Genomic DNA, 20,236 nt, shown 5'->3' with positions numbered 1-20,236 from the left:
AAATTATAGAAAAAGGTGCATGAAGATGAATACATTAAATTGGATTCAATCTGATGTTTATGAAGAAATGGAGAAAGCGCCGATTGGGAAATTGAAAATGATTCCGGGTTTATGGATAGACGGGAAAACTTTCTGGATGGAGAATGGCAGCAAAGAGATATTTCCTGATGAAAATATTTCTGTTCAAATTAAGACAGAAAAAATACACTCTAAAATTTCATATTTTAAAAGCTATATTACTAACCATGTAGACGAGCCCAGAACGATTAAGCTCTTATTGCAGCACAGACATGAGTACTCTTCCCGTGAACATCTCTCATTCATTTCTCCCGCAGAAAATGTCATCTTTCATTTGGCTGATTCCAAGCTGTTTTTGGTTAATGGGCAGCTAAACGGCAAAAAAATGGAAGAGTGTACGATTCAGCCTTACTGGAACGTATACAGTGACCAAATTTGGAACTGCAGAATGAAAGGAACTTTAAAATATCATCCTATGGTTCAGGGAAATGCCATAAGTGTCTTCTCACTTAATGCAGTATTCAATGGAAGAGGGACAGTGGAAGGAGAATCATGGATTATTAACGGGGACAGCAAATCAGAAATCCTTCAGTATAACAACCTGCTAATAGGCAGGGTTAAAGAGGATACTTTTAAAAAAACGTACTAGCATTTCGATTTAAAAAGTGATATTATAGAAAAGTCGTATGAACGAACTAGTTTGAACATAGTTTGGAGGGAAATTACATGCGTGTAAACATTACGTTAGCTTGCACAGAATGTGGAGATCGTAACTATATTTCTAAAAAAAATAAACGAAATAATCCAGATCGTCTTGAGCTTAAAAAATATTGCCCAAGAGATAAGCGTTCGACTACACATCGTGAAACAAAATAAGTGGTAGGATCATTCCTACTGCTTTTTTTGTTGACTTTTTTTATGGGTATACTTCCCTTTTTTGGATAAATTATTGAGGGGCTTTGCAGATGTCATCTTCTGTTGGAGGGTTTGATATGGAAATGGATAAAAAGGCGCTTAGAAAGCAGATGCTGGAAAGAATGAAGAAATTGAGCAAGCCTGAGTATGAACAGCTATCCTATGAAATTGCCTGCAGCCTTTTTAGAAGCCCTTTATGGCTTCAGGCTAAAACAATAGGAATAACGGTTTCAAAGCCGCCAGAGGCGGATACGTGGCAGATTATCAGAAAAGCATGGGAAGAAGGAAAAAGGGTTGCTGTCCCGAAGTGCATTCCCCGCTCAAAGCAAATGGTGTTCCGTGAACTGAATAGCTTCAGGGATTTGGAGTCTGTGTACTTTGGATTATGGGAGCCAAGTCCAGAAAAAACTAATGAAGTTCGCAGTGAGGAAATCGAAACTTTAATCGTACCCGGGCTGGCATACATGAAAAACGGCTTCCGCCTCGGATTTGGGGGAGGCTATTATGATCGGTTTCTCGAGCACTATAAAGGAAGAACCGTTTCACTGGCATTTGAGCTGCAGCTTATAAACGGTGTTCAAGTGGAAAACCATGACAAGCCGGTGGAAATGATTATTACGGATCAGCGGGTGTGGGCATCCGGCGATGCTTGAATCTATAGTTATTGTTATTTTTATATTGATCACAGCGCTAGCCGGGTATTATTTTCAATTGCTGACCTTTTCAGGCAGTATAGCTGCATTCATTGTGGGCTCGGCAACAGGCTGGGGATTTGGTTTTTACGGTCTCCTTGTGCTGGGGTTCTTTTTTGCTAGTTCAAGCTTTTGGTCAAAATTTAAAAGCCATAGAAAAGAGACATTCGAAAATAAGCATGCAAAAGGGTCAAGAAGGGATTGGCAGCAGGTGGCAGCAAACGGAGGAATAGCTGCTATTGCCAGCATATTTTATCTTCTGAATCCATCACCGGTTTGGCTGATAGCATTTCTAATCGGCCTGGCTGCAGCGAACTCAGATACCTGGGCATCAGAAATTGGCTCATTAAGTAAAAAACCTCCCATTTCATTGAGGACCTGGAAGGCAATAGAAACGGGAACTTCAGGTGCTGTCAGCATTTTGGGCACAATTGCAGCTTTGTCAGGTTCTTTTGCTATTGGACTTCTGTCATTCATGCTGTTCAGTGTTTCACTTTATGAGGCTTTACTTATTGGGATCTTTGGATTTGCGGGAAATCTGATTGATTCCATATTGGGAGCTTTTTTTCAGGCTGAATACAAGTGCCTGGTGTGCAATGCAAACATTGAAAAAACCGAACATTGCGGGCAGCCGGCCACTTTGGTAAAAGGCAGGCGTTTTGCAGATAATGACTTTGTTAATTTTTTTTCAGGTTTAGCTTCTGCCTCGGTGGGAATGCTTCTATATATTCTATTGACATAAAGGGACTAAGATGTAGCTGTTCCTTACCATAAAGTGAAAAGGGGAGTTGTTATGAAAAATCGGGTAAACAGAGTTGTGCTGATTGGAACTGGCTTTGTGGGCTCAAGCTATGCCTTTGCACTATTAAATCAGGGTGTTACAGAGGAATTGGTTCTGATCGATTTAAATAAGGATAAATCTGAAGGAGATGCGATGGATTTGAATCATGGCATGCCATTTGCCCTTTCCCCAACATCAATCTGGTTTGGAGATTATTCAGATTGCAAAGAGGCTGATTTGGTTGTCATAACTGCTGGAGCGAATCAAAAGCCTGGGGAGACCCGCCTGGATCTTGTGGAAAAAAACACTAAAATCTTTAAAGGCATTGTGGATCATGTCATGGACAGCGGCTTTGATGGCATTTTCCTGGTTGCAACAAATCCAGTTGATATTCTGACGTATGCAGTCTGGAAGTTCTCCGGACTGCCAAAAGAAAGAGTAATCGGATCCGGTACGATATTGGATACGGCCAGATTCAGGTTTCTGCTGGGAGAATATTTCAAAGTCGATACGCGCAATGTTCATGCTTATATTATAGGTGAACACGGGGATACTGAATTGCCTGTATGGAGCCATGCTGATATTGCAGGGAAAAACATTGATGACTGGATGGGGAAAGAAGAGAATTTTAGGCAGGAAGATCTTAATTCGATATTCCTTAATGTCAGAGATGCGGCTTATCAGATTATTGAGCGAAAAGGGGCGACTTATTACGGGATAGCCATGGGTCTGGTCAGGCTGACGAAAGCCATCCTTCAGAACGAGAATTCGGTCCTTACGGTGTCAGCATACTTAGATGGGGAGTATGGTCATGATGATGTTTACATTGGGGTACCTGCTATAGTCAATAGAAATGGCATTCGCGATATTGTTGAACTTCACTTAAACAGCGAAGAGAAGGATCAGTTTACCCATTCTGTAAATGTTCTCAAGAAAACGATCGAACCAATAATGAAGGATTAGTCAGCTTGCAATGGGGGGCGAATTTTATTTTGTTCTGAAGCATGGATAAAAATTATTTCCTCTTCTCACAATAAGGAAGAGGAGGGATTTTTAATGTCTCGATTACTATCTATATTTATGATAGGGCTTGGCACTTACTTTGCCTATCATAACCGGTATCGATTGATTAATGTTATTTTTGGGAATGTCTTTTTGCGGAAACTGCTAGTCACTTCAGTAATGAGTTTTCCGCTTGTCCGCGACAGGATGATGAGCTCTGTTTTCTCTTCTGGGCCATCGGAAGGGCGGCAATAAAGAAGTAAAAAGACCGTAATGGTCTTTTTATTTTGGATAAATATTTAGGTGCTTTTTCTTTTACAAAAGGTTTCTTTTTTGCCTATAGTTAAATAAAGTATTGTAATCATTGCAACATATAGAGAGTGGGGGAAGAATTGGCCGTTCAAGAGGATTATTTATTTTGGAAACTTGCTGATTATTTCATATCTGATCAGGGGTACAGAATGATTCAGCTATCTGGAGATCAGGATGAATTATGGCTTGAAAAGATGGAGCATAAAACGATAAAGGCAATCAGGCTCTTAAAATATAATCTTGACTGGAGCAATTGGATGCAGCGGGATATTGAAGTTACTGCCCAAAAAGCAGAATCTGTCAGGAAGCAGCTTGGCAAAAGGGAGATGCCGGTATTAAATATCTATGTCACTAAGTACCTGCCTGTGGATGACTATGAATTCCGCATCACAGACCCCTTCATGCCTGAAAATGCGAAAGCCTCTGTCCAAACCCTAATCATTCAGTCCGGCAAACCGGATAGCCTAAGTGCGGTTGAGGCCATTTTTGAAAAGCCATTAACGCTTCTGTCCGGAAATTATACGGAAATGGATGTTGATGCTCTGAAGCATGCTGCTCTTTCTAAAGCTGTGAAAACAGCAAAGAAAGAAAAGGAAATGTTTAATTTTGGGAAGCCATTCTTTACGTATATATTCATTTTTATTCAAGTTTCTGTTTTTTTATTTTTGGAAGCAATGGGCGGGAGCACAGATACATCGACTTTAATTAAGTATGGAGCTAAATTTAACCCATTAATTCTTGAGGGGGAATGGTGGAGGTTTTTGACCCCGATTGTTCTTCATATTGGGCTGCTGCATTTATTAATGAATACACTTGCCTTATTTTATCTTGGTTCGGCAGTGGAACGCGTGTATGGAAATATAAGGTTCCTATTTATCTATTTGGCTGCTGGTTTTGGCGGGACATTAGCCAGTTTTATTTTTAGCCCTACACTTTCAGCTGGGGCAAGCGGAGCTATTTTTGGCTGTTTTGGAGCACTTTTATATTTTGGGCTCATTTATCCTAGTCTTTTCTTCCGAACAATGGGATTTAATATACTTGTGGTATTGGGAATAAACCTTGCATTTGGGTTTACCATTCCAGGGATTGATAACGCTGGCCATATCGGCGGGCTGATTGGCGGATTTCTTGCTACTGGAATTGTGCATTTTCCCAAGAAGAAACGTCCATTGCTTCAGTTCCTGTTTTTAGCAGCATCATTCTGTCTGGCTGCTGGATTGTTGAAATATGGTTTCAATGAACCAGGAAGACTTTTAAATGAACAGACTGCAATGGTGATGGCCCAGGAGCATATACATGCTGAAGAGTATGAACAGGCTCGTTCTATGCTTGCTGATTTTGTTAATGAAGGGAACGCTTCCCCGGAAGCTTATTTTCTGTTATCATATGCGGAAATAAAAGTGGGACAACCGGAAGAAGCAAAAGTGCATCTTCTCCATGTGGTTAAGGAAGAAGCTTCTTTCCACGAAGCACATTATAATCTGGCACTGATCTATTTAGATGAAGAAGACCCGGAAAAAGCAAGGCATCATGCTCAAAAAGCCGCTGGTCTTAAACCGGATCAGGAAGAGTATCAAAAGCTATTAAACCAAATAGAATAGACAGACAGCTGATATTATACTGAATTTTCAGCTTACTTCCTGGGAAATAAAATCTTCATTTCCGGTGAATTTTCATTGAATCATGCCAATCATTGGTATGATTTTTTTTTTGCATGTCTATGATGTTGAATAGTATGCAAGGAAAAGAATGGAACAGAATGCTGAGGTGGGGATTTTGGAGAAAGTCAGAAAAGAGCCTGTAAAGGTTTCGCTAAAAGAAAATATAGAATATCTTAAAGATGCACTTGGAGTTGAAAAAAGCTTTGATGTGATTCAGCTGGATGTTGAATATGCAGAAAGGGAAATGGCTCTATATCTTGTAGATGGCTTTGTAAAAGACGATATATTGCACTACCTGATGAAAATGCTTGCTGGATTGGATGCAGGCCAGCTGGAAGGGGATGCACTTTCCCGGTTAATAAAAACGTATATACCATACGTAGAGGTTGAAACCACTGATGATCTGGATAAAGTTGTGGATATGGTGCTGGCTGGTCCGACTGCATTAGTCGTGGATGGTATCGATGAAGTGATTCTCATTGATGCCCGTACATATCCTGTAAGAGGCCCACAGGAGCCTGATATCGAACGTGTTGTCCGCGGTTCAAGGGATGGGTTTGTAGAAACACTCGTTTTTAATACTGCTTTAACGAGGAGAAGAATTAGAGACCGGACACTTCGCATGGAATATATGCAAGTGGGAAGACGGTCTAAAACAGATATTGTTGTCAGTTATATTGAAGACATTGCAGATCCTGAAATGGTCAAAAAAATAAAGGATTCAATTTCTAAGATTGACACTGATGGATTGCCAATGGCCGAAAAATCAATAGAGGAATTCATTTCTGGCCGGCATTGGAATCCATATCCAATGGTAAGATATACCGAAAGGCCTGATACAGCAGCAACTCATCTTTATGAAGGGCATGTCTGCATCATCGTCGATGGTTCCCCCAGTGTGATCATAACACCGACAACCTTCTGGCATCACCTGCAGCATGCTGAGGAATACCGGAATAAGCCTCTTGTAGGTGCGTATTTGCGATTTGTCCGCTTTTTGGCTGTATGGGCTTCCATTTTTCTTTTGCCTTTATGGTACTTATTTGCAATAGAGCCACAGCTGCTGCCTGATGCATTATCATATATCGGGCCAAATGATACAGGACAGCTGCCATTAATAATTCAGTTCCTTATGATAGAGCTCGGTCTGGATATGCTGAGGATGGCTGCGATCCATACTCCATCCGCGCTGGCCACTGCACTAGGACTGGTGGCGGCCCTGATGATTGGCCAGGTAGCTGTTGAAGTTGGATTGCTCATTAATGAAGTAATTCTTTATTTAGCAATAGCAGCAATTGGAACATTTTCAACACCAAGCTATGAAATGAGCCTGGCTAACAGGCTGATAAGAATCGCCCTGCTGATTGCAACAAGTATTTTCGATACTTATGGATATGTAGTTGGCATCATGCTGCTGATAATCATGCTTGCTAGACTGAAGTCTTTTGGAGTGCCATACTTGTGGCCGTTCATCCCTTTCAATCTGAGAGCATTCAGAGATGTATTGCTCAGATCACCAATACCATTGAAGAACAGGCGGCCGCGTTTCCTGCATCCAAAAGATCCAGACCGCTAAACCTAAAAAAATCCCTTCAAGGCTGCTGAGCCAGGAAGGGATTTTTTACATAATTCCAGGAATCTTATTTATTTCTGGGTGCTTGTCCATCTTGAGAAGGATGAAAATTTAGATTATACTTTATTGTGGTATAAACTTATCGATAAGGCAGAGGTACAGAATGAAAACCATTTATGATATACAGCAATTCCTGAAGAAATATGGGACAATAATCTACATAGGGGATCGTGAAGCTGATTTGGAGCTTATGGCTGCCGAATTAAAAGAGCTATATGATTCTCAGCTTATTGATGTGAAAGATTACCAGAGCAGCATCTTGGTTTTACGGACTGAAATTCAGAATCTTAAAGAGAAAAAATAGACAGAAAAGGTGATGGAGTTTGGCAGAAAAATGGCTGGTTGGGGTAGATTTAGGCGGAACAACTACAAAACTTGCTTTTATCAACTACTATGGGGAAATAATTCATAAATGGGAAATTCCCACTGACAATAGTGAAGAAGGAAAAAATATTACGATAAATATAGCTAAAGCCATCGATCATAAATTGGAGGAACTGGATTTAAGCAAGGACAAAGTCATCGGCATTGGCATGGGGGCCCCAGGTCCTGTAAATCTGGCAACAGGTGTTGTTTATAACACTGTTAATTTAGGCTGGAAAGATAATTACCCGCTGAAGGATATGCTTGAAGTGGAAACATCGCTTCCAGTCATCATTGATAATGATGCTAACTGCGCTGCTCTAGGAGAAATGTGGAAGGGAGCCGGAAATGGCGCTAAAGATCTTGTATGTGTCACACTTGGCACAGGTGTCGGCGGCGGGGTAATTGCAAACGGAGATATTGTGCAGGGAGTCAGCGGAGCTGCAGGTGAAATTGGCCACATTACTTCCGTTCCTTTTGGAGGAGCGCAGTGCAATTGCGGAAAAACGGGCTGCCTTGAAACAATAGCATCAGCTACAGGCATTGTCCGGCAGGCTCTTGAAAACCTAAAATCGGGTGGAGAAGGGGTTCTTTCCAATTTGTATAAGGAAAATGGGTTTATCACCGCAAAAGATGTTTTCGATTCAGCAAGGAATGGGGATGAAGCATCTCTTCTGGTAGTCAATGAAACAGCTATGCACCTTGGACTGGCATTGGCAAATATTGCAAATACCTTAAATCCGGAAAAAATAGTATTAGGCGGAGGAGTATCTAAAGCAGGGGATGTCCTGTTGAAGCCTGTTATTGAAAACTTCGTTAAATTTGCGTTTCCAGGAGTGAAGGAATCCACAGTCATTGATATTGCGACTTTGGGCAATGATGCCGGCGTAATTGGAGCAGCCTGGCTTGCTAAAAATAAATAAATTGAAAAAAAGTGCCTGATTGTGTGCAGGTGCTTTTTCTTTGCTCAAAAACAGTGAGAGTCTTTTGACACTGCGGAATCCTTTTTCATATCAGCAATTCATATATTTACACTGTTAAACAGTCATCTTTTTTTCTTTTTTTCATAAAATTGAAATGATGGAAAGGGGGATAAAGATGAAAGTCAAAGTCCGGTCCGGAGACTCCTTATGGTATTACAGTCAGCTCTTTATGGTGCCAGTCAATCTCATTGCTGATTCCAATCCCGGCGTTAATCCTGCATCGCTTCAGATAGGCCAGGAAATTAATATTCCCGGCTTTACATTGCAAAATTATACGGTTAGACCAGGAGACACCTTTTGGAAACTGAGTTCTTCCCGAAACCTTTCTGTAGATGCTCTTCTCCTGGTTAATCAATCCCTTAATCCCAACAGTCTGGCCCCTGGTGTAGCCATAAAGCTGCCAAGGCGGGTAATATCTCCAATTGTATCAGGCAGGAGAAATTATGACTATAAAGCTTTAACAGCTGATATTTCCATGCTGTCAGATATTTATCCGTTTATAAAGGTAAATACAATTGGCCGAAGTGTCCTTGGGAAGCCAATTCAGGAGATACGTCTGGGAAAAGGGAATAAGAAAGTGCAAATTAATGCATCTTTTCATGCAAACGAATGGATTACAACCCCTATATTAATGGCTTTGCTGAACAGCTTTATCTTATCCATAACAAATGTCCGGCCGATAAGAGGGATTTCAACAATGCCTTTATATAATTCCGTTGACCTTTCCATAGTTCCAATGGTGAACCCTGATGGAGTAGATCTCGTCTTAAATGGGCCACCACCAGAACTCAGGGAAGAAGTAATTGCCATAAATAGGGGAAGCACTGATTTCACAGGCTGGAAGGCCAATATTAGGGGTGTTGATTTAAATAATCAGTATCCTGCCAAATGGGATTTTGAGAAGCAGAGAACTGAACAAAATGCTCCGGCACCAAGAGATTATCTTGGGGAAGCCCCGTTAACGGAACCAGAAGCCATAGCAATGGCGGAACTGGCAAGAGAAAATCAATTCGACCGGATGCTTGCCTTTCATACACAAGGAGCAGAATTTTATTGGGGATACGAGGGATTGGAGCCGCCGGAATCACAGGTACTCGCGTTTGAGTTCGAACGTGTCAGCGGGTATAAGGCAGTCCAATACATTGATAGTTTTGCGGGTTATAAGGATTGGTTCATACAGGAGTTCCGGAGACCGGGATTCACAATTGAACTTGGAAGAGGCATCAATCCGCTGCCCCTGTCACAATATGATGATATTTATGAAGAAGTGCTGGGCATTTTTCTTGCATCGCTTTATATGTGAAAAAATTAACCTTGAAAATGTTTCTGTATTGTATTTTAATCAAACAGACATTAAAATAACTATCATACTAACTTCACAAAGCCAATAGTTCAATGGTAGCCAGCCGCTTTTCCAAATCGAAGACGGAAAAACGGCTTTTTCCTATTAAACTCATTAATTCTATTATTTTTGAAACATTTTCATGCTGTTTACGTACTTATATTTAGGGAGAAAAGGAGGTGCGGATTTGTTGAACACTCAATCTACATATCAAGGGAAGTTTCTTTTTTTATTTTTTATTCTGATAGTTTCACTATTTTTAATAACCGGCTGTGAACAGCCGGAAAACGCTGAGATTCAGCAGAAAAAGAATCAAGAAACAGAAACCTCTGAACCTTCCGCACCAACTGATAATGCTGAAAATAAGAGCGTTAAGCCTATCCGGATTAAAGAAGGGGAATTTCAGGGAGCAAATGGCTGGCTCAGCGATGATAAAATTGTTTACACTGTAAATGAAGGATCAGATTCCAGGGTTTTTTCTTATAACCTGTTTTCAGGCGATCAAAATCTTCTCTATGAAAGTTCACATCCGATTGCGTCCGTAACGGTCAGCCCAGCTGGCAAATACATTCTGATTCGAACGTCACCAGGAACTTATGAAGGAGCTTTAACCGTTATAAAAGCAAATGGGAAAGTTGTTTGGGAGAAAAATATTTCAGGCTTTGACTTTGCTGTTGAGTGGAACCCTTATCATGAAGAATCATTATTAATTGCTTCATTTACTGAAGACTGGGATTTTACTTCCTACCATATCGACATTGCAAAAGGTACATCAGAAGAATTAAACCTAAGGGAGCCTTTTGCCAAATGGGGGGATTCAAATCATCTTTTCTTCCTTGATTGGGACAATGAAAACCCGTCACTTTTTGCACCGCTAATTAAACAATCTATTGATGGAAATAATGAAACCCAGGTTGAGGCAGACATTTTTCAATTCGATGCTGCCAAAGACAGGCTAATGACCATCACTGTGCCGGCAGATCAGTCAGACCAGGCTATGTATACTTTTATGGATAATGATTTCAGGAAGTTATCTTCAATCTCAGTACCACATTTGACAAGGTTTTCGGATTGGCTGGTACCGTACTATGACTGGACTCCTCAGGGAATCATAACTTTTCAGCCCTTATATAGCGCTGAAAGTGATATGTATGCAGGAGGATTTCAGCTTATATCCGTTGACAGTGAAACAGGAGATAAGGAAGTGCTTCTGGAAGATATGGAAAATGCGCCGCTCAGCTGCTCGCCCAATGGGACAGCCTGTTTAGCGGGTTTTTATCTCGAAGAATTAATAATGCCTGACAGAAGAGAAGTCTTTCGGTTAGTAGAACATAACGATAAATCAAGTTAGATAGAGGGGGAAAGATATGGCTATTGCAGACGTTACTGTTATTCCAATTGGAACGGAAACACCAAGTGTCAGCAGTTATGTGGCAGACATTCAGCGTGTATTAAAAAAATATCAAGAAAGCGGCAAAATCCGATTTCAGCTGACACCCATGAATACCATTATTGAAGGGGAACTTACTGATTTGTTTGAGGTCATCCAGGCAATGCATGAAGTCCCTTTTGAAAAAGGCCTAATGAGGGTGGCGACCAATATCCGCATTGATGACAGACGTGATGTTAAAAGGAAAATGGAGGAAAAGGTCCGAAGGGTTGAAAGTCAGTTCAATGGCTAAAAATAAAAGGGCTGCCCATTGAGGGAAGCCCTTTTATTTCTTTAAGAGTCAAGCTTAGTGAACAGCAGGATATCCACTGTTAATTATGGTCATTACAGAGAACCATCCGAAAACGGCAAGTGTTCCTACAGCAAAAACCAAGCCAAGGAAGTTCTTGTTTTTCAGTGCGCTAAACGCACCAAAAGCTGCAAGAACTGCGACTAATGCAAAAATGATTGGTAGTCCCATTAAAACAGCCCCCTTTATTTCGTGATCAGCAGGCAAAAGCCATATCAAAATCATTCTTCAGGTTATATACCCATTATGTAAAACCCAAGTATATACATTCGTCCTTTATTTTATATTTTTTTCTTCTATTTGTCGAGGTCTAAAAATGACACTTGTATGTCATATGCTTCAGCAATGCCGATTATTAAATCCTTTAAGTGAAGTTCTGAAAAATAAACCAATGGCACTTCTTCTTCTTTTGCCGTAAAGACTAAATGTTCCTGAAATTGAAAGACAGCCATCCGGATATCTTCCGCACTGCCCCCGGTTATAGTAAAGGCACTAAGGAGCTCAGTGAACAAGCAGAATCCGCTGTCTGTTTCTATGGCAAAGTCATTAAAAGTTTCTCCCTTTACACCAGATTTTATGTAACAGAGATTAAAAAATTCTTCGAAAAGCCCGGCTTCGGCAAGTACACTTCTTGTAAATTCTGCATGAGCCATCTGCTCAAACAGAAAAGTGCTCTGCTGAAAATCGAACAGTTCAGTCTCTTTTTTTATTAGATCCATGAATTCGGGCACATCTTGAATAATATAGCTGGCTTCAACGCCATATAGGATTTTCATCTTATTCTCCTTTTGCAGATTTAAGGCATTCCATTCTGATATAGTGTAAAATAATAAACAATTAATCCAACACTGGGAGGTGTAAGCAATGGAATGGAATCAGATCCCTCTTGGCCCATTGCAAACAAACTGTTATGTTCTTTCGAATGAAAATAAAGATTGTTTAATCTTCGATCCGGGTGAAGAAAGCGGAAAACTAAGCGGTATTATTGAACAAAAAGGGCTAAATCCTTTAGCTGTAATTCTTACTCATGCCCACTTTGATCATATTGGCGCTGTAGACGAAATACGAGATGCATTTTCTATTCCTGTATACATACATGAAAAAGAAGCAGCGTGGCTTCCAGATCCAGCCTTAAATGGTTCTCACCTTTTTAAAATAGGCAAGCTGATAAAAGCAAGGGTAGCCGACCATATTATAACAGGGGAACAAGAGTTGAGCATAGGTGAATTTAACTTGAAAATTCTAGAGACGCCAGGCCATTCTCCCGGCAGTATTTCTCTTTATTTTAAAGATGCTGATCTCGTGGTTGCCGGTGATGCATTATTCAGCGGGAGCATTGGACGCACAGACCTGCCGGGCGGCAATCATCAGCAGCTTCTTAAAAGTATACATAATAAGCTTTTAACATTGCCTGAAGAAACAGAAGTACTGCCTGGACATGGACCGGTTACGACAATTGGACAGGAAATGGATTCAAATCCATTCCTGAATGGGTTCTGAATGTAAAATAGAAAAGCCCTTCTCCAATGAGAAGGGCTTTTCTGGGGGATGTTTTATTCATATAAAAATGGGAGGGGATATAGTTAAGCTACTACATTAACAATATAACAGAGAAAACACTATGTCAATAGTGAAAACAGTGATCAAAACAATAGAATTGGCTGTTTCCAATAAGCTAGAATTTTTTATAAAAGGGAGTTCTTATGCGGAATTTTTTAATGAATTTTATAAAAAATACTCCTCAACAAATGATCAGCTATGCTGAATATATCCAGCAGGCTCTGTATCATTCCGAATATGGTTATTATATGAAAAATACGCCAAAAATTGGGCCAGGAGGAGATTTTATAACAAGCAGCAACATTTCTGATATATATGGAAGGACCATTTCAAAGTGGTTTTTTCAGAAGGCAAAGGAGTATAAGCTGCCTTTGCAGGTCTGCGAAATAGGGGGCGGAAATGGGCGTTTCGCCAGAGCTTTCATTGATGAATGGAATCTTATTGCTGATGAAGAGATTCATTACTGCATTCTTGAAACAAGCCCCTATCACAGGAAGCTGCAGCAGGAACAGATTGCATTTTCTGAACATATCAGACAAATAGTTAGCTGGAATGAAATCACCCCATTTTGCGGCATGATTTTTTCAAATGAGCTGTTTGATGCCTTGCCCGTACATGTGGTTGAAAAAAAGAATGATCAATTGCATGAAATTATGGTAACCATAAAAGAAGGGGAGCTTGCAGAGAAGGCAGTGCCATTAACAAATGGAGATATTTGCTTATTTCTTGAAGAAAGCGGTCTGTCACTTAGCAATGGCCAAAGAATTGAAATTCCTCTGCAAATGGAACAGATGATCCAGAGCTTGTCTGCTGCTCTGGATAAAGGCATTGTACTGACTGCCGATTATGGATATACAGATGAGGAATGGCAAGAGCCGATGAGAAGGGATGGAAGTCTCAGAGGTTATTACAAGCATTCATTAATCAATAATGTACTGGAGCACCCAGGAGAGATGGATATAACCAGCCATATCCACTTCGATTCCCTGATCCGCATTGGAGAAAAGGGAGGGCTGAATTTCCATTTTAAAATGAGGCAGGACGAATTCTTGCTGTCCGCGGGCATTTTACAGGAACTTGAAGATCATTATGATCCTAACCCGTTTTCTCCTATCAGCAAAAGAAACCGGGCAATCAGAAGTCTGATTATGCCTTCAGGCATGAGTTCAGCCTTTCATCTAGTTCTTCAGGCAAAGAAAATATGAGAAAAATAAAAAAGCGATGGATTCATCGCTTTTTTATATCGGCTATTAGTGGCCGCCCGCGCCAGGTGTCATCATAAATGTTGACCAATAAGTGAAGCCTACGAAGAAAACGGTTAAGTATGCTCCAAAAACATAAATATACATACGTTCGGAAAGCTTTAAGTAGCTTAAAAGCAGGAAAAATCCTGTTTGGCCGAAGAAAATCAAGGACGTTGTATACATATCGCCAAGGTAAAACATAACGGCGAAAATTCCCGTCCAGAAGCCTAATACTCTGTACATACGATCCATATGTATCCCTCCTTTTACCCTTACAAGTCCATCACTACAATATTATAAAGTAAATGCTCAATAAAAGTAAATAATGGTTTCAAAATAGTACAGAAAAGAGCAGGAAAAAAAAGATAGGCTTGCTGAGCATGGCCATTTTTCCCGCCATTTTCTCTGGGTGTTATTTAGTTTCCAACAATTGCCTGGTAGGAGCATGCATCACAGCCAGTCAGCATATTTTGCTTTTCCACCAGCTGAATGGAATCAAACAAACTTTCAAACATCCCCTTCAAATATTCATAATGCATATTGCACACAGGCTCTGCATGCCGAGCTGCAACCTCTTTAAATGGGCAATTATAAATTTGGAAATAAACAATGGTCTTTTCGTCATTAGCATCAAATTCAGGGTGAAAACCTGACATATCAGCAGCATGCTTTAGGATGTTTAATTTCTGGTCAAAGGTAAGTTTTTCTGTATCTGCAAATCTTTTAAGCTCTTGCTGGATCAGCTCTCTGCCAAATTTTTTTCCTGTCGAATATAGTGCCTTTCTTCCTTCTTCACCTAACTCCAGCATTGTCTCCATGGCTATTTTGGCAAGCAGCTGATAATCCCTGTAAGGAAAATGCAGCTGAATTACATCATCAGATAACCGATATAACCGGCTTGGCCTTCCGCCTTTGCCTGTCTTTTTTGTTTCGGATACAAGCATATTGACATCTTCGAGCTTGGATAAATGCAATCTTGCAACATTGGGATGAATGCTGAAATTATCTGCAATCTCCTGTACGGTCACATCTTTATGTCTTTTCGTAATGTATTGATAAATATAATAGCGGGTTGGATCGGATAACACATTAGTTATTTTTAATGTTTGCTCCATTTATTGTCACCTCAAAAGGGTTATTTATTCCCGAGGTCATCAGCTTGTCTCTTATAGGATTGAGCTGGCGCCTTCCTGGCCTGCTTCCATTATAATACAGTCGATTGAGGTTAACACTGTAAACACTATAAGTTTAGAAAATGTTCACAAATGAAGTTTAATTACTTATACAAAAGTGTGTACATTAATTATACAAATGGTGTACAATAAATATAAATAAAATACTGAATTTTGTGAGGTGAAGAGGTATGAGCCAATTGACATTTTTCACATATCCCAGCTGTACTTCCTGCAGAAAGACGAAAAAATGGCTGACAGCCCATTCAATTGATTTTGAAGAAAGGCATCTCTTCAGGGAGACTCCATCACCAAGAGAATTACTAAAAATCCTTTCCTTAACAACAAGCGGCCTTGACGAGCTGCTCGCGACCCGGAGCCAAACATTTAAAAAGCTGGAACAGAACCTTGAGGAATTATCTTTATCGGAAGTGGTGCAAATGGTAATTAAGGAGCCAAAACTGCTGCGGAGGCCAATACTGACAAACGGAGATAAAATTGTCATAGGCTATAATCCGGATGCATTTAAGAATATTGCGAAATAGATTTTAAGAGGAATGCGTATATAATGCGCATTCTCTTTTTTTTTGAAAAAGGAAGGAACATCTGGTGTCCTTCCATAATTACTGGGCTAGCAGGATTCGAACCTGCGCATGACGGAGTCAAAGTCCGGTGCCTTACCGCTTGGCTATAGCCCATCATTCATTTGGTACACTTTTAGTATGAAAAGAAAGAATTAATTTATTCACAAATTCGTCAAAAAGTTTTGCCGGAATATGGAGGTAATGCTCGGGATTAGTCGAATAATAATCTATAACAAATAATAAAGGTGGTGCATAAGTAGTTGAGTATAATTGAAAGAATGGCAGAACGAATTATCAAAGACGCAGTCAGGAGCCATGCTTCCGACATCCACATTATTCCCCGAAGAAAAGATACACTAATTCAGCTGAGGTTCGGCAGCCAATTGACCCCCAGGCTTTATCTCCCCAAAGAAGAGTGCGACAGACTGATTTCTCATTTTAAATTTACCGCTTCGATGGACATTGGTGAAAAAAGACGGCCGCAAAGCGGTGCCTATTCTCTTGAAGTAGATGGAAAAATGATTGGAATGCGATTTTCAACCCTCCCATCAAGCCACAGCGAAAGCCTCGTTATCAGAATTCTGCCTCAGCAGGAACAAATTCCTTTTTTAAAAATCAGCCTTTTTCCAGACATGACCAGAAAAATGCTTGCATTACTGAAGCATGCTCATGGATTAATTATTTTCACAGGCCCAACCGGAAGCGGAAAAACCACAACATTGTATTCCCTGCTGAATGAAACCTCCCATATGTTCCATCGCAATGTGATTACCCTGGAAGATCCGATTGAAAAAGAGAATGACTTGGTTCTTCAAGTTCAAGTGAATGAGAAAGCGGGCGTCTCTTATTCCGCAGGCTTGAAAGCAATCCTTCGGCATGACCCCGATATCATTATGGTGGGTGAAATCAGGGATGCTGAAACTGCGAAGATTGCAGTTAGAGCAGCGCTTACAGGTCACCTTGTCTTAAGCACGATGCATACTCGGGATGCTCAGGGGGCTGTATATCGTTTAGCTGAGTTTGGGGTGAATATGATGGAAATTGAGCAGACCCTAGTGGCTGTCACGGCTCAGCGCCTTGTCGAATTGAATTGCCCTTATTGTGAAGGGGAATGTTCTCCATTCTGCTATGGATACGGCAGGTGGAAAAGGGCAAGTGTGTTTGAGCTTCTTGCAGGAAGAGCGCTTAATGCCTCTATAAAGAAGGCAAGAGGCGAAATCAGCCTTGTTAAGTATCGCACACTTAAAGAGGTAATAAATAAAGGGATTGCTCTTGGATATATAAAGGAAACTGAGTACAGCAGGTGGGTGCACGATAATGCAGACAAGTAAATGGACCATTCAAGAACAGGGTTTGTTTCTGAAGAATACAGGAGAACTGCTGTCCAGAGGGTACCCCTTATCTGAGGCACTGGAATCACTGATGCATCAGCTGCCGCCAAAACGAAAACATGAAATCAGCCAGTGCCACTCTCAATTGAAAGAAGGATTTCCATTTTATCAAATCCTTGCAAACATGAATTTTAATAAAAATCTGATTGGCTATGTATTTTTTGCTGAACAGCATGGCGGTCTTGCTTCTGCATTTCTTGAAGGAAGCGAAATGGTGCTGAGAAAAGGCAAGGACATTGAAAAATTGAAAAAATTGATGGCCTATCCTATTTTCCTGATGTTCATAACCGCATTCCTATTTGTTTTCGTTGATAAAGTCCTGCTGCCCCGTTTCTCTTCTTTATTCGTTTCCATGCACCTTCAGCCTAATTTCTTCACAAAAGCCGTTTATTTGTTTGGGGACCTTCTCCCATTATTCATTCTGCTTGCACTCTTCGGTTTAGTCCCATTGCTTATATACTATTTTTTTAGATTCAGAAACCTTTCCCCTATCCAGCAAAAAAAGATCATGGTAAAAGTTCCTGCAGGAGGCCATTTTCTTCGCCTTTACTACACCCATTTCTTTGCTGTACAGCTCAGTCACCTTTTAAATGGCGGCCTATCCATACATGAGGCGCTTAGTCTTTTTGAGAAGAATGATAAGCAGCCTTTTTACAGTGCCTTGGGTGAAGCCGTGAAAATCAAACTCCGAGAGGGGAATAGGCTTGAGGATATACTAATGAGTTATCCTTTTTTTGAAAGGGAACTGGCCAATATTATCAGACATGGTCAAAAAAATGGCAGGCTGGACCAGGAATTATCTTTTTTCAGCAGGCACTGCCTAAACAAATTGGAAGAAAAGACAGAAAAACTCCTAAAAATGATTCAGCCTATTTTATATATGTTTATCGGGTTTTTAATAGTCTCAATGTATTTGGCGGTTCTGCTGCCTATGTTTCATCTATTGGAGGGATTTTAATGAAATGGCGCATAGTAAACAACAATGACAAAGGGTTCACGCTCATTGAAATGATGATTGTTTTATTGGTGATTTCGGTGCTTTTAATTATCACCATTCCGAATGTAACGAAACACAATTCAAAAATAAACAGCAAGGGATGCGATGCGTTTGTTAAAATGGTGCAGGCCCAGGTTCAGGCATATGAAATTGACAATAAAGAGCTTCCTTCGGATATACAGGATTTAGTGGATGCTCAATATCTCAATGCCGAAACCACTACTTGTCCAAATGGAGATGCCATTAAGATTTCTGCAGAGGGGAAGGTTGAATCTGCAGGGTCATGATAAAAAACAAAGAAGGTTTTACATTAATAGAAACTCTATTCATTTTCAGTATTTTCCTTATTATTGCCACGATTACAGCTGTTCTTCTAAAAACGCAATTCATCCATCTTGAAAAGATAATGTTCTTTTCCCAATTAAAGTCTGACCTGCTTTATGCCCAAAACTATGCCATAACACATCAGACAGATGTAGCTATTCAGATTGTTCCCGAGGAGAACAGGTATTTTGCTCAGGTAAAGCTTGCAGCTGATCCTATCATTAGCAGAGAATATCCGGGAATCATTGAGATTAAGGAGGGTACCATGCCATTGTTTTTTCAATATGGGCCAGGCGGTATTACAAATAAATTCGGTACCTTCTATGTCAAAGCAGACAAGGATCAATACAAAATTACCTTTTTAATCGGAAGAGGGAGATTTTATGTGGAGAAGGAATGAAGGCTTCTTTTTGGCTGAGCTCCTGCTTTCTTTATCAGGGATGCTGCTTGCAGCGGGCATAATGTTTCCTCTTGTCATTAAGGCTATTGAGCATTCTGAAGAGGTAAAACAGGATTACGAAAGCACGCAGCTGCTTTATGAGTATCTTCAGCAGGCCGCCTCGGAAGGGCGTTTTCCTGAGGAGAAGACTATGAAAAGAAATCAAACAGTCTATGAAATATTCCTTAAGGAAAACCAAGGATTTATGGAGGTTTGCATAAGATATGAAAATGTACGGGATAGAACGAAAGAAAAGTGTGAAGTATTTCAATAATAATGGATTTACCATGCTGGAAATGCTGTTTGCGTTTTCAATATTCTCAATGATCGTTTCCTTATTGCCGGTCAGCTTTAATTTCCTCTTTCAGGACTGGAAAATGGAAGCCAGGACACAAAGACTTGAGTGGCATGTATTTATCAATCAGCTGAAAAAAGAGATAAGGCTTGCTGATACTGCAGATATATCACCAGTTTCAATTGTATTAACGATAGACGGGAAAAGTGTGATTTATGAAAAATATGGTTCCAATTTGAGGAGGAGAGTGGATATGAAAGGCCATGAAATTGTCCTTCAAAAGCTTGATGCAATTACATTCAGTTCCTTCAATGGCGGAGTTGAAATAAATGTATCGGATAATTTTGATCAGGAGCAGTCCGCTTTTCTTTATTACCTGATGGATATGGAGGATGTTGATGTACCGTAATCAGGAGGGATTTTCTTATCCGCTTACTTTAGCAATCATTCTGGCTGCACTCTTTCTCCTTACGATTCAATTAGATCAATTTATTTCTGAGAAAAGGATAGTGAATCAGGCGGAAACCGTCATGATGCAGGAGTATTATTTACTGTGTTCCTTTAAAAAAACTGAAAAAATGCTGAGAGAAAATATAAACCCGGAAAAATCAGGAATTTATTCGTTTAAAAATGGATCTGTTTCATATGAAGTTTCACCAGTGGCAACAAGCTTAATTCAAATTACTTTCAAAACGAAAATTGGCTCTGATAAGGAAATTTCCGGATATGCTTACTATGACACGGATCTGCAAAAAATGATAAAATGGATTGAAAAGAACTGAGTGGGGA

At 40.2% G+C, this 20,236-nt stretch carries 27 protein-coding genes and 1 tRNA gene; 23 read left to right on the top strand and 5 right to left on the bottom strand.

All coding sequences use genetic code 11. From position 1 onward, the window contains the following. Nucleotides 1–25: 25 nt before the first annotated feature. The 13 genes from IRB79_RS21775 (at nucleotide 26) to IRB79_RS21715 (ending at nucleotide 11,384) form a co-directional block, all read left to right on the top strand. Nucleotides 26–667: a hypothetical protein gene (locus IRB79_RS21775; RefSeq protein ID WP_243504894.1), complete on the top strand. Its 642-nt coding sequence runs from the start codon at nucleotides 26–28 to the stop codon at nucleotides 665–667. Between the two features lie 77 nt (nucleotides 668–744). Then, complete coding sequence (gene rpmG / locus IRB79_RS21770; protein ID WP_009332954.1) at nucleotides 745–894, top strand: 50S ribosomal protein L33; 150 nt, start codon at nucleotides 745–747, stop codon at nucleotides 892–894. 116 nt (nucleotides 895–1,010) lie between these two features. Continuing rightward, nucleotides 1,011–1,586, top strand: coding sequence for a 5-formyltetrahydrofolate cyclo-ligase (locus tag IRB79_RS21765; RefSeq protein ID WP_243504893.1), 576 nt, complete (start codon nucleotides 1,011–1,013; stop codon nucleotides 1,584–1,586). Next, nucleotides 1,579–2,367 carry a DUF92 domain-containing protein gene (locus tag IRB79_RS21760; RefSeq protein ID WP_243504892.1) on the top strand — a complete coding sequence of 263 codons (789 nt, stop codon included), beginning with the start codon at nucleotides 1,579–1,581 and terminating at the stop codon, nucleotides 2,365–2,367. Before IRB79_RS21765 ends, IRB79_RS21760 begins: the two co-directional genes overlap by 8 nt. A 51-nt stretch (nucleotides 2,368–2,418) precedes the next feature. After that, nucleotides 2,419–3,369 (top strand): L-lactate dehydrogenase, encoded by a 951-nt coding sequence (locus IRB79_RS21755; RefSeq protein WP_243504891.1) that lies wholly within the window; start codon nucleotides 2,419–2,421, stop codon nucleotides 3,367–3,369. Nucleotides 3,370–3,462: 93 nt separating this feature from the next. Then, nucleotides 3,463–3,663: a hypothetical protein gene (locus tag IRB79_RS21750; protein ID WP_053434403.1), complete on the top strand. Its 201-nt coding sequence runs from the start codon at nucleotides 3,463–3,465 to the stop codon at nucleotides 3,661–3,663. A 137-nt stretch (nucleotides 3,664–3,800) separates the two neighbouring features. Continuing rightward, complete coding sequence (locus IRB79_RS21745; protein WP_243504890.1) at nucleotides 3,801–5,321, top strand: rhomboid family protein; 1,521 nt, start codon at nucleotides 3,801–3,803, stop codon at nucleotides 5,319–5,321. A 175-nt stretch (nucleotides 5,322–5,496) separates the two neighbouring features. Further along, nucleotides 5,497–6,957, top strand: coding sequence for a spore germination protein (locus IRB79_RS21740; protein ID WP_243504889.1), 1,461 nt, complete (start codon nucleotides 5,497–5,499; stop codon nucleotides 6,955–6,957). A gap of 160 nt (nucleotides 6,958–7,117) precedes the next feature. Further along, nucleotides 7,118–7,318, top strand: coding sequence for a YqgQ family protein (locus IRB79_RS21735; RefSeq protein ID WP_243504888.1), 201 nt, complete (start codon nucleotides 7,118–7,120; stop codon nucleotides 7,316–7,318). A gap of 19 nt (nucleotides 7,319–7,337) precedes the next feature. Further along, nucleotides 7,338–8,300, top strand: coding sequence for an ROK family glucokinase (locus tag IRB79_RS21730; RefSeq protein WP_243504887.1), 963 nt, complete (start codon nucleotides 7,338–7,340; stop codon nucleotides 8,298–8,300). 175 nt (nucleotides 8,301–8,475) lie between these two features. Then, nucleotides 8,476–9,663, top strand: coding sequence for a M14 family metallopeptidase (locus IRB79_RS21725; RefSeq protein WP_243504886.1), 1,188 nt, complete (start codon nucleotides 8,476–8,478; stop codon nucleotides 9,661–9,663). Nucleotides 9,664–9,889: 226 nt separating this feature from the next. Beyond that, on the top strand, nucleotides 9,890–11,053 hold the full coding sequence (locus IRB79_RS21720; RefSeq protein WP_243504885.1) for a YqgU-like beta propeller domain-containing protein: 1,164 nt from the start codon (nucleotides 9,890–9,892) through the stop codon (nucleotides 11,051–11,053). Between the two features lie 16 nt (nucleotides 11,054–11,069). After that, complete coding sequence (locus IRB79_RS21715; protein ID WP_243504884.1) at nucleotides 11,070–11,384, top strand: MTH1187 family thiamine-binding protein; 315 nt, start codon at nucleotides 11,070–11,072, stop codon at nucleotides 11,382–11,384. A gap of 54 nt (nucleotides 11,385–11,438) precedes the next feature. Here IRB79_RS21715 and IRB79_RS21710 read toward each other — a convergent pair whose 3' ends face one another. Both IRB79_RS21710 and IRB79_RS21705 read right to left on the bottom strand, forming a co-directional pair. Then, the gene (locus IRB79_RS21710; RefSeq protein ID WP_009332942.1) at nucleotides 11,439–11,612 is read right to left on the bottom strand and encodes a DUF2759 domain-containing protein; all 174 of its coding nucleotides are present in this window, start codon (nucleotides 11,610–11,612) and stop codon (nucleotides 11,439–11,441) included. 125 nt (nucleotides 11,613–11,737) lie between these two features. Further along, the gene (locus tag IRB79_RS21705; protein ID WP_243504883.1) at nucleotides 11,738–12,217 is read right to left on the bottom strand and encodes a hypothetical protein; all 480 of its coding nucleotides are present in this window, start codon (nucleotides 12,215–12,217) and stop codon (nucleotides 11,738–11,740) included. Between the two features lie 88 nt (nucleotides 12,218–12,305). Between IRB79_RS21705 and IRB79_RS21700 the strand changes: the two genes are divergently transcribed. After that, a complete protein-coding gene (locus IRB79_RS21700) occupies nucleotides 12,306–12,941 on the top strand; it encodes an MBL fold metallo-hydrolase (protein WP_243504882.1) in 636 nt (211 codons plus the stop codon). A 203-nt stretch (nucleotides 12,942–13,144) separates the two neighbouring features. Next, complete coding sequence (locus tag IRB79_RS21695) at nucleotides 13,145–14,206, top strand: class I SAM-dependent methyltransferase (RefSeq protein ID WP_243504880.1); 1,062 nt, start codon at nucleotides 13,145–13,147, stop codon at nucleotides 14,204–14,206. Nucleotides 14,207–14,251: 45 nt separating this feature from the next. Here IRB79_RS21695 and IRB79_RS21690 read toward each other — a convergent pair whose 3' ends face one another. Further along, nucleotides 14,252–14,497, bottom strand: coding sequence for a DUF2626 domain-containing protein (locus IRB79_RS21690; protein ID WP_009332938.1), 246 nt, complete (start codon nucleotides 14,495–14,497; stop codon nucleotides 14,252–14,254). 164 nt (nucleotides 14,498–14,661) lie between these two features. Further along, on the bottom strand, nucleotides 14,662–15,360 hold the full coding sequence (locus IRB79_RS21685; protein WP_243504878.1) for a helix-turn-helix transcriptional regulator: 699 nt from the start codon (nucleotides 15,358–15,360) through the stop codon (nucleotides 14,662–14,664). 248 nt (nucleotides 15,361–15,608) lie between these two features. Here IRB79_RS21685 and IRB79_RS21680 point away from each other — a divergent pair, with 248 nt between their 5' ends. After that, nucleotides 15,609–15,962 carry a Spx/MgsR family RNA polymerase-binding regulatory protein gene (locus tag IRB79_RS21680; RefSeq protein WP_243504877.1) on the top strand — a complete coding sequence of 118 codons (354 nt, stop codon included), beginning with the start codon at nucleotides 15,609–15,611 and terminating at the stop codon, nucleotides 15,960–15,962. Between the two features lie 81 nt (nucleotides 15,963–16,043). On the opposite strand, the gene IRB79_RS21675 is transcribed toward IRB79_RS21680, so the two are convergent. Beyond that, nucleotides 16,044–16,115 (bottom strand) — tRNA-Gln (locus IRB79_RS21675). A 146-nt stretch (nucleotides 16,116–16,261) separates the two neighbouring features. On the opposite strand from IRB79_RS21675, the gene comGA reads away from it, so the two are divergent. From comGA to comGG, 7 genes are read left to right on the top strand one after another with little or no spacing between them, the layout of a single operon-like run. Beyond that, complete coding sequence (comGA, locus tag IRB79_RS21670; RefSeq protein ID WP_243504876.1) at nucleotides 16,262–17,332, top strand: competence type IV pilus ATPase ComGA; 1,071 nt, start codon at nucleotides 16,262–16,264, stop codon at nucleotides 17,330–17,332. Continuing rightward, complete coding sequence (gene comGB, locus IRB79_RS21665) at nucleotides 17,319–18,350, top strand: competence type IV pilus assembly protein ComGB (RefSeq protein ID WP_243504875.1); 1,032 nt, start codon at nucleotides 17,319–17,321, stop codon at nucleotides 18,348–18,350. Before comGA ends, comGB begins: the two co-directional genes overlap by 14 nt. Continuing rightward, nucleotides 18,350–18,676, top strand: coding sequence for a competence type IV pilus major pilin ComGC (gene comGC / locus IRB79_RS21660; protein WP_243504874.1), 327 nt, complete (start codon nucleotides 18,350–18,352; stop codon nucleotides 18,674–18,676). Before comGB ends, comGC begins: the two co-directional genes overlap by 1 nt. After that, entirely contained in the window at nucleotides 18,673–19,113 is a 441-nt protein-coding gene (comGD, locus tag IRB79_RS21655) for a competence type IV pilus minor pilin ComGD (protein ID WP_243504873.1), read from the top strand. The genes comGC and comGD overlap by 4 nt, the downstream gene beginning before the upstream one ends. Beyond that, nucleotides 19,097–19,426 carry a phosphatase gene (locus IRB79_RS21650; protein WP_243504872.1) on the top strand — a complete coding sequence of 110 codons (330 nt, stop codon included), beginning with the start codon at nucleotides 19,097–19,099 and terminating at the stop codon, nucleotides 19,424–19,426. Before comGD ends, IRB79_RS21650 begins: the two co-directional genes overlap by 17 nt. After that, nucleotides 19,377–19,856: a competence type IV pilus minor pilin ComGF gene (comGF, locus tag IRB79_RS21645; RefSeq protein WP_243504871.1), complete on the top strand. Its 480-nt coding sequence runs from the start codon at nucleotides 19,377–19,379 to the stop codon at nucleotides 19,854–19,856. Before IRB79_RS21650 ends, comGF begins: the two co-directional genes overlap by 50 nt. Then, nucleotides 19,846–20,229 carry a competence type IV pilus minor pilin ComGG gene (gene comGG / locus IRB79_RS21640; protein ID WP_243504869.1) on the top strand — a complete coding sequence of 128 codons (384 nt, stop codon included), beginning with the start codon at nucleotides 19,846–19,848 and terminating at the stop codon, nucleotides 20,227–20,229. Before comGF ends, comGG begins: the two co-directional genes overlap by 11 nt. Nucleotides 20,230–20,236 lie beyond the last annotated feature (7 nt).

Origin of the sequence: Cytobacillus oceanisediminis (assembly GCF_022811925.1) — a bacterium.
Lineage (GTDB): Bacteria > Bacillota > Bacilli > Bacillales > Cytobacillaceae > Cytobacillus > Cytobacillus oceanisediminis_D.
The sequence above is the reverse complement of the archived record's forward strand: the minus strand, read 5'-3'. Positions and strand labels throughout refer to the sequence as shown.

Excerpts from the sequence above, each read along its gene's own strand:
- IRB79_RS21775 (WP_243504894.1), top strand. The coding sequence starts at position 26 with ATGAATACATTAAATTGGATTCAATCTGATGTTTATGAAGAAATGGAG.
- rpmG (WP_009332954.1), top strand. The coding sequence starts at position 745 with ATGCGTGTAAACATTACGTTAGCTTGCACAGAATGTGGAGATCGTAAC.
- IRB79_RS21765 (WP_243504893.1), top strand. The coding sequence starts at position 1,011 with ATGGAAATGGATAAAAAGGCGCTTAGAAAGCAGATGCTGGAAAGAATG.
- IRB79_RS21760 (WP_243504892.1), top strand. The coding sequence starts at position 1,579 with ATGCTTGAATCTATAGTTATTGTTATTTTTATATTGATCACAGCGCTA.
- IRB79_RS21755 (WP_243504891.1), top strand. The coding sequence starts at position 2,419 with ATGAAAAATCGGGTAAACAGAGTTGTGCTGATTGGAACTGGCTTTGTG.
- IRB79_RS21750 (WP_053434403.1), top strand. The coding sequence starts at position 3,463 with ATGTCTCGATTACTATCTATATTTATGATAGGGCTTGGCACTTACTTT.
- IRB79_RS21735 (WP_243504888.1), top strand. The coding sequence starts at position 7,118 with ATGAAAACCATTTATGATATACAGCAATTCCTGAAGAAATATGGGACA.
- IRB79_RS21725 (WP_243504886.1), top strand. The coding sequence starts at position 8,476 with ATGAAAGTCAAAGTCCGGTCCGGAGACTCCTTATGGTATTACAGTCAG.
- IRB79_RS21715 (WP_243504884.1), top strand. The coding sequence starts at position 11,070 with ATGGCTATTGCAGACGTTACTGTTATTCCAATTGGAACGGAAACACCA.
- IRB79_RS21710 (WP_009332942.1), bottom strand. The coding sequence starts at position 11,612 with ATGGGACTACCAATCATTTTTGCATTAGTCGCAGTTCTTGCAGCTTTT.
- IRB79_RS21705 (WP_243504883.1), bottom strand. The coding sequence starts at position 12,217 with ATGAAAATCCTATATGGCGTTGAAGCCAGCTATATTATTCAAGATGTG.
- IRB79_RS21700 (WP_243504882.1), top strand. The coding sequence starts at position 12,306 with ATGGAATGGAATCAGATCCCTCTTGGCCCATTGCAAACAAACTGTTAT.
- IRB79_RS21695 (WP_243504880.1), top strand. The coding sequence starts at position 13,145 with ATGCGGAATTTTTTAATGAATTTTATAAAAAATACTCCTCAACAAATG.
- IRB79_RS21690 (WP_009332938.1), bottom strand. The coding sequence starts at position 14,497 with ATGGATCGTATGTACAGAGTATTAGGCTTCTGGACGGGAATTTTCGCC.
- IRB79_RS21685 (WP_243504878.1), bottom strand. The coding sequence starts at position 15,360 with ATGGAGCAAACATTAAAAATAACTAATGTGTTATCCGATCCAACCCGC.
- IRB79_RS21680 (WP_243504877.1), top strand. The coding sequence starts at position 15,609 with ATGAGCCAATTGACATTTTTCACATATCCCAGCTGTACTTCCTGCAGA.
- comGB (WP_243504875.1), top strand. The coding sequence starts at position 17,319 with ATGCAGACAAGTAAATGGACCATTCAAGAACAGGGTTTGTTTCTGAAG.
- comGC (WP_243504874.1), top strand. The coding sequence starts at position 18,350 with ATGAAATGGCGCATAGTAAACAACAATGACAAAGGGTTCACGCTCATT.
- comGD (WP_243504873.1), top strand. The coding sequence starts at position 18,673 with ATGATAAAAAACAAAGAAGGTTTTACATTAATAGAAACTCTATTCATT.
- IRB79_RS21650 (WP_243504872.1), top strand. The coding sequence starts at position 19,097 with ATGTGGAGAAGGAATGAAGGCTTCTTTTTGGCTGAGCTCCTGCTTTCT.
- comGF (WP_243504871.1), top strand. The coding sequence starts at position 19,377 with ATGAAAATGTACGGGATAGAACGAAAGAAAAGTGTGAAGTATTTCAAT.
- comGG (WP_243504869.1), top strand. The coding sequence starts at position 19,846 with ATGTACCGTAATCAGGAGGGATTTTCTTATCCGCTTACTTTAGCAATC.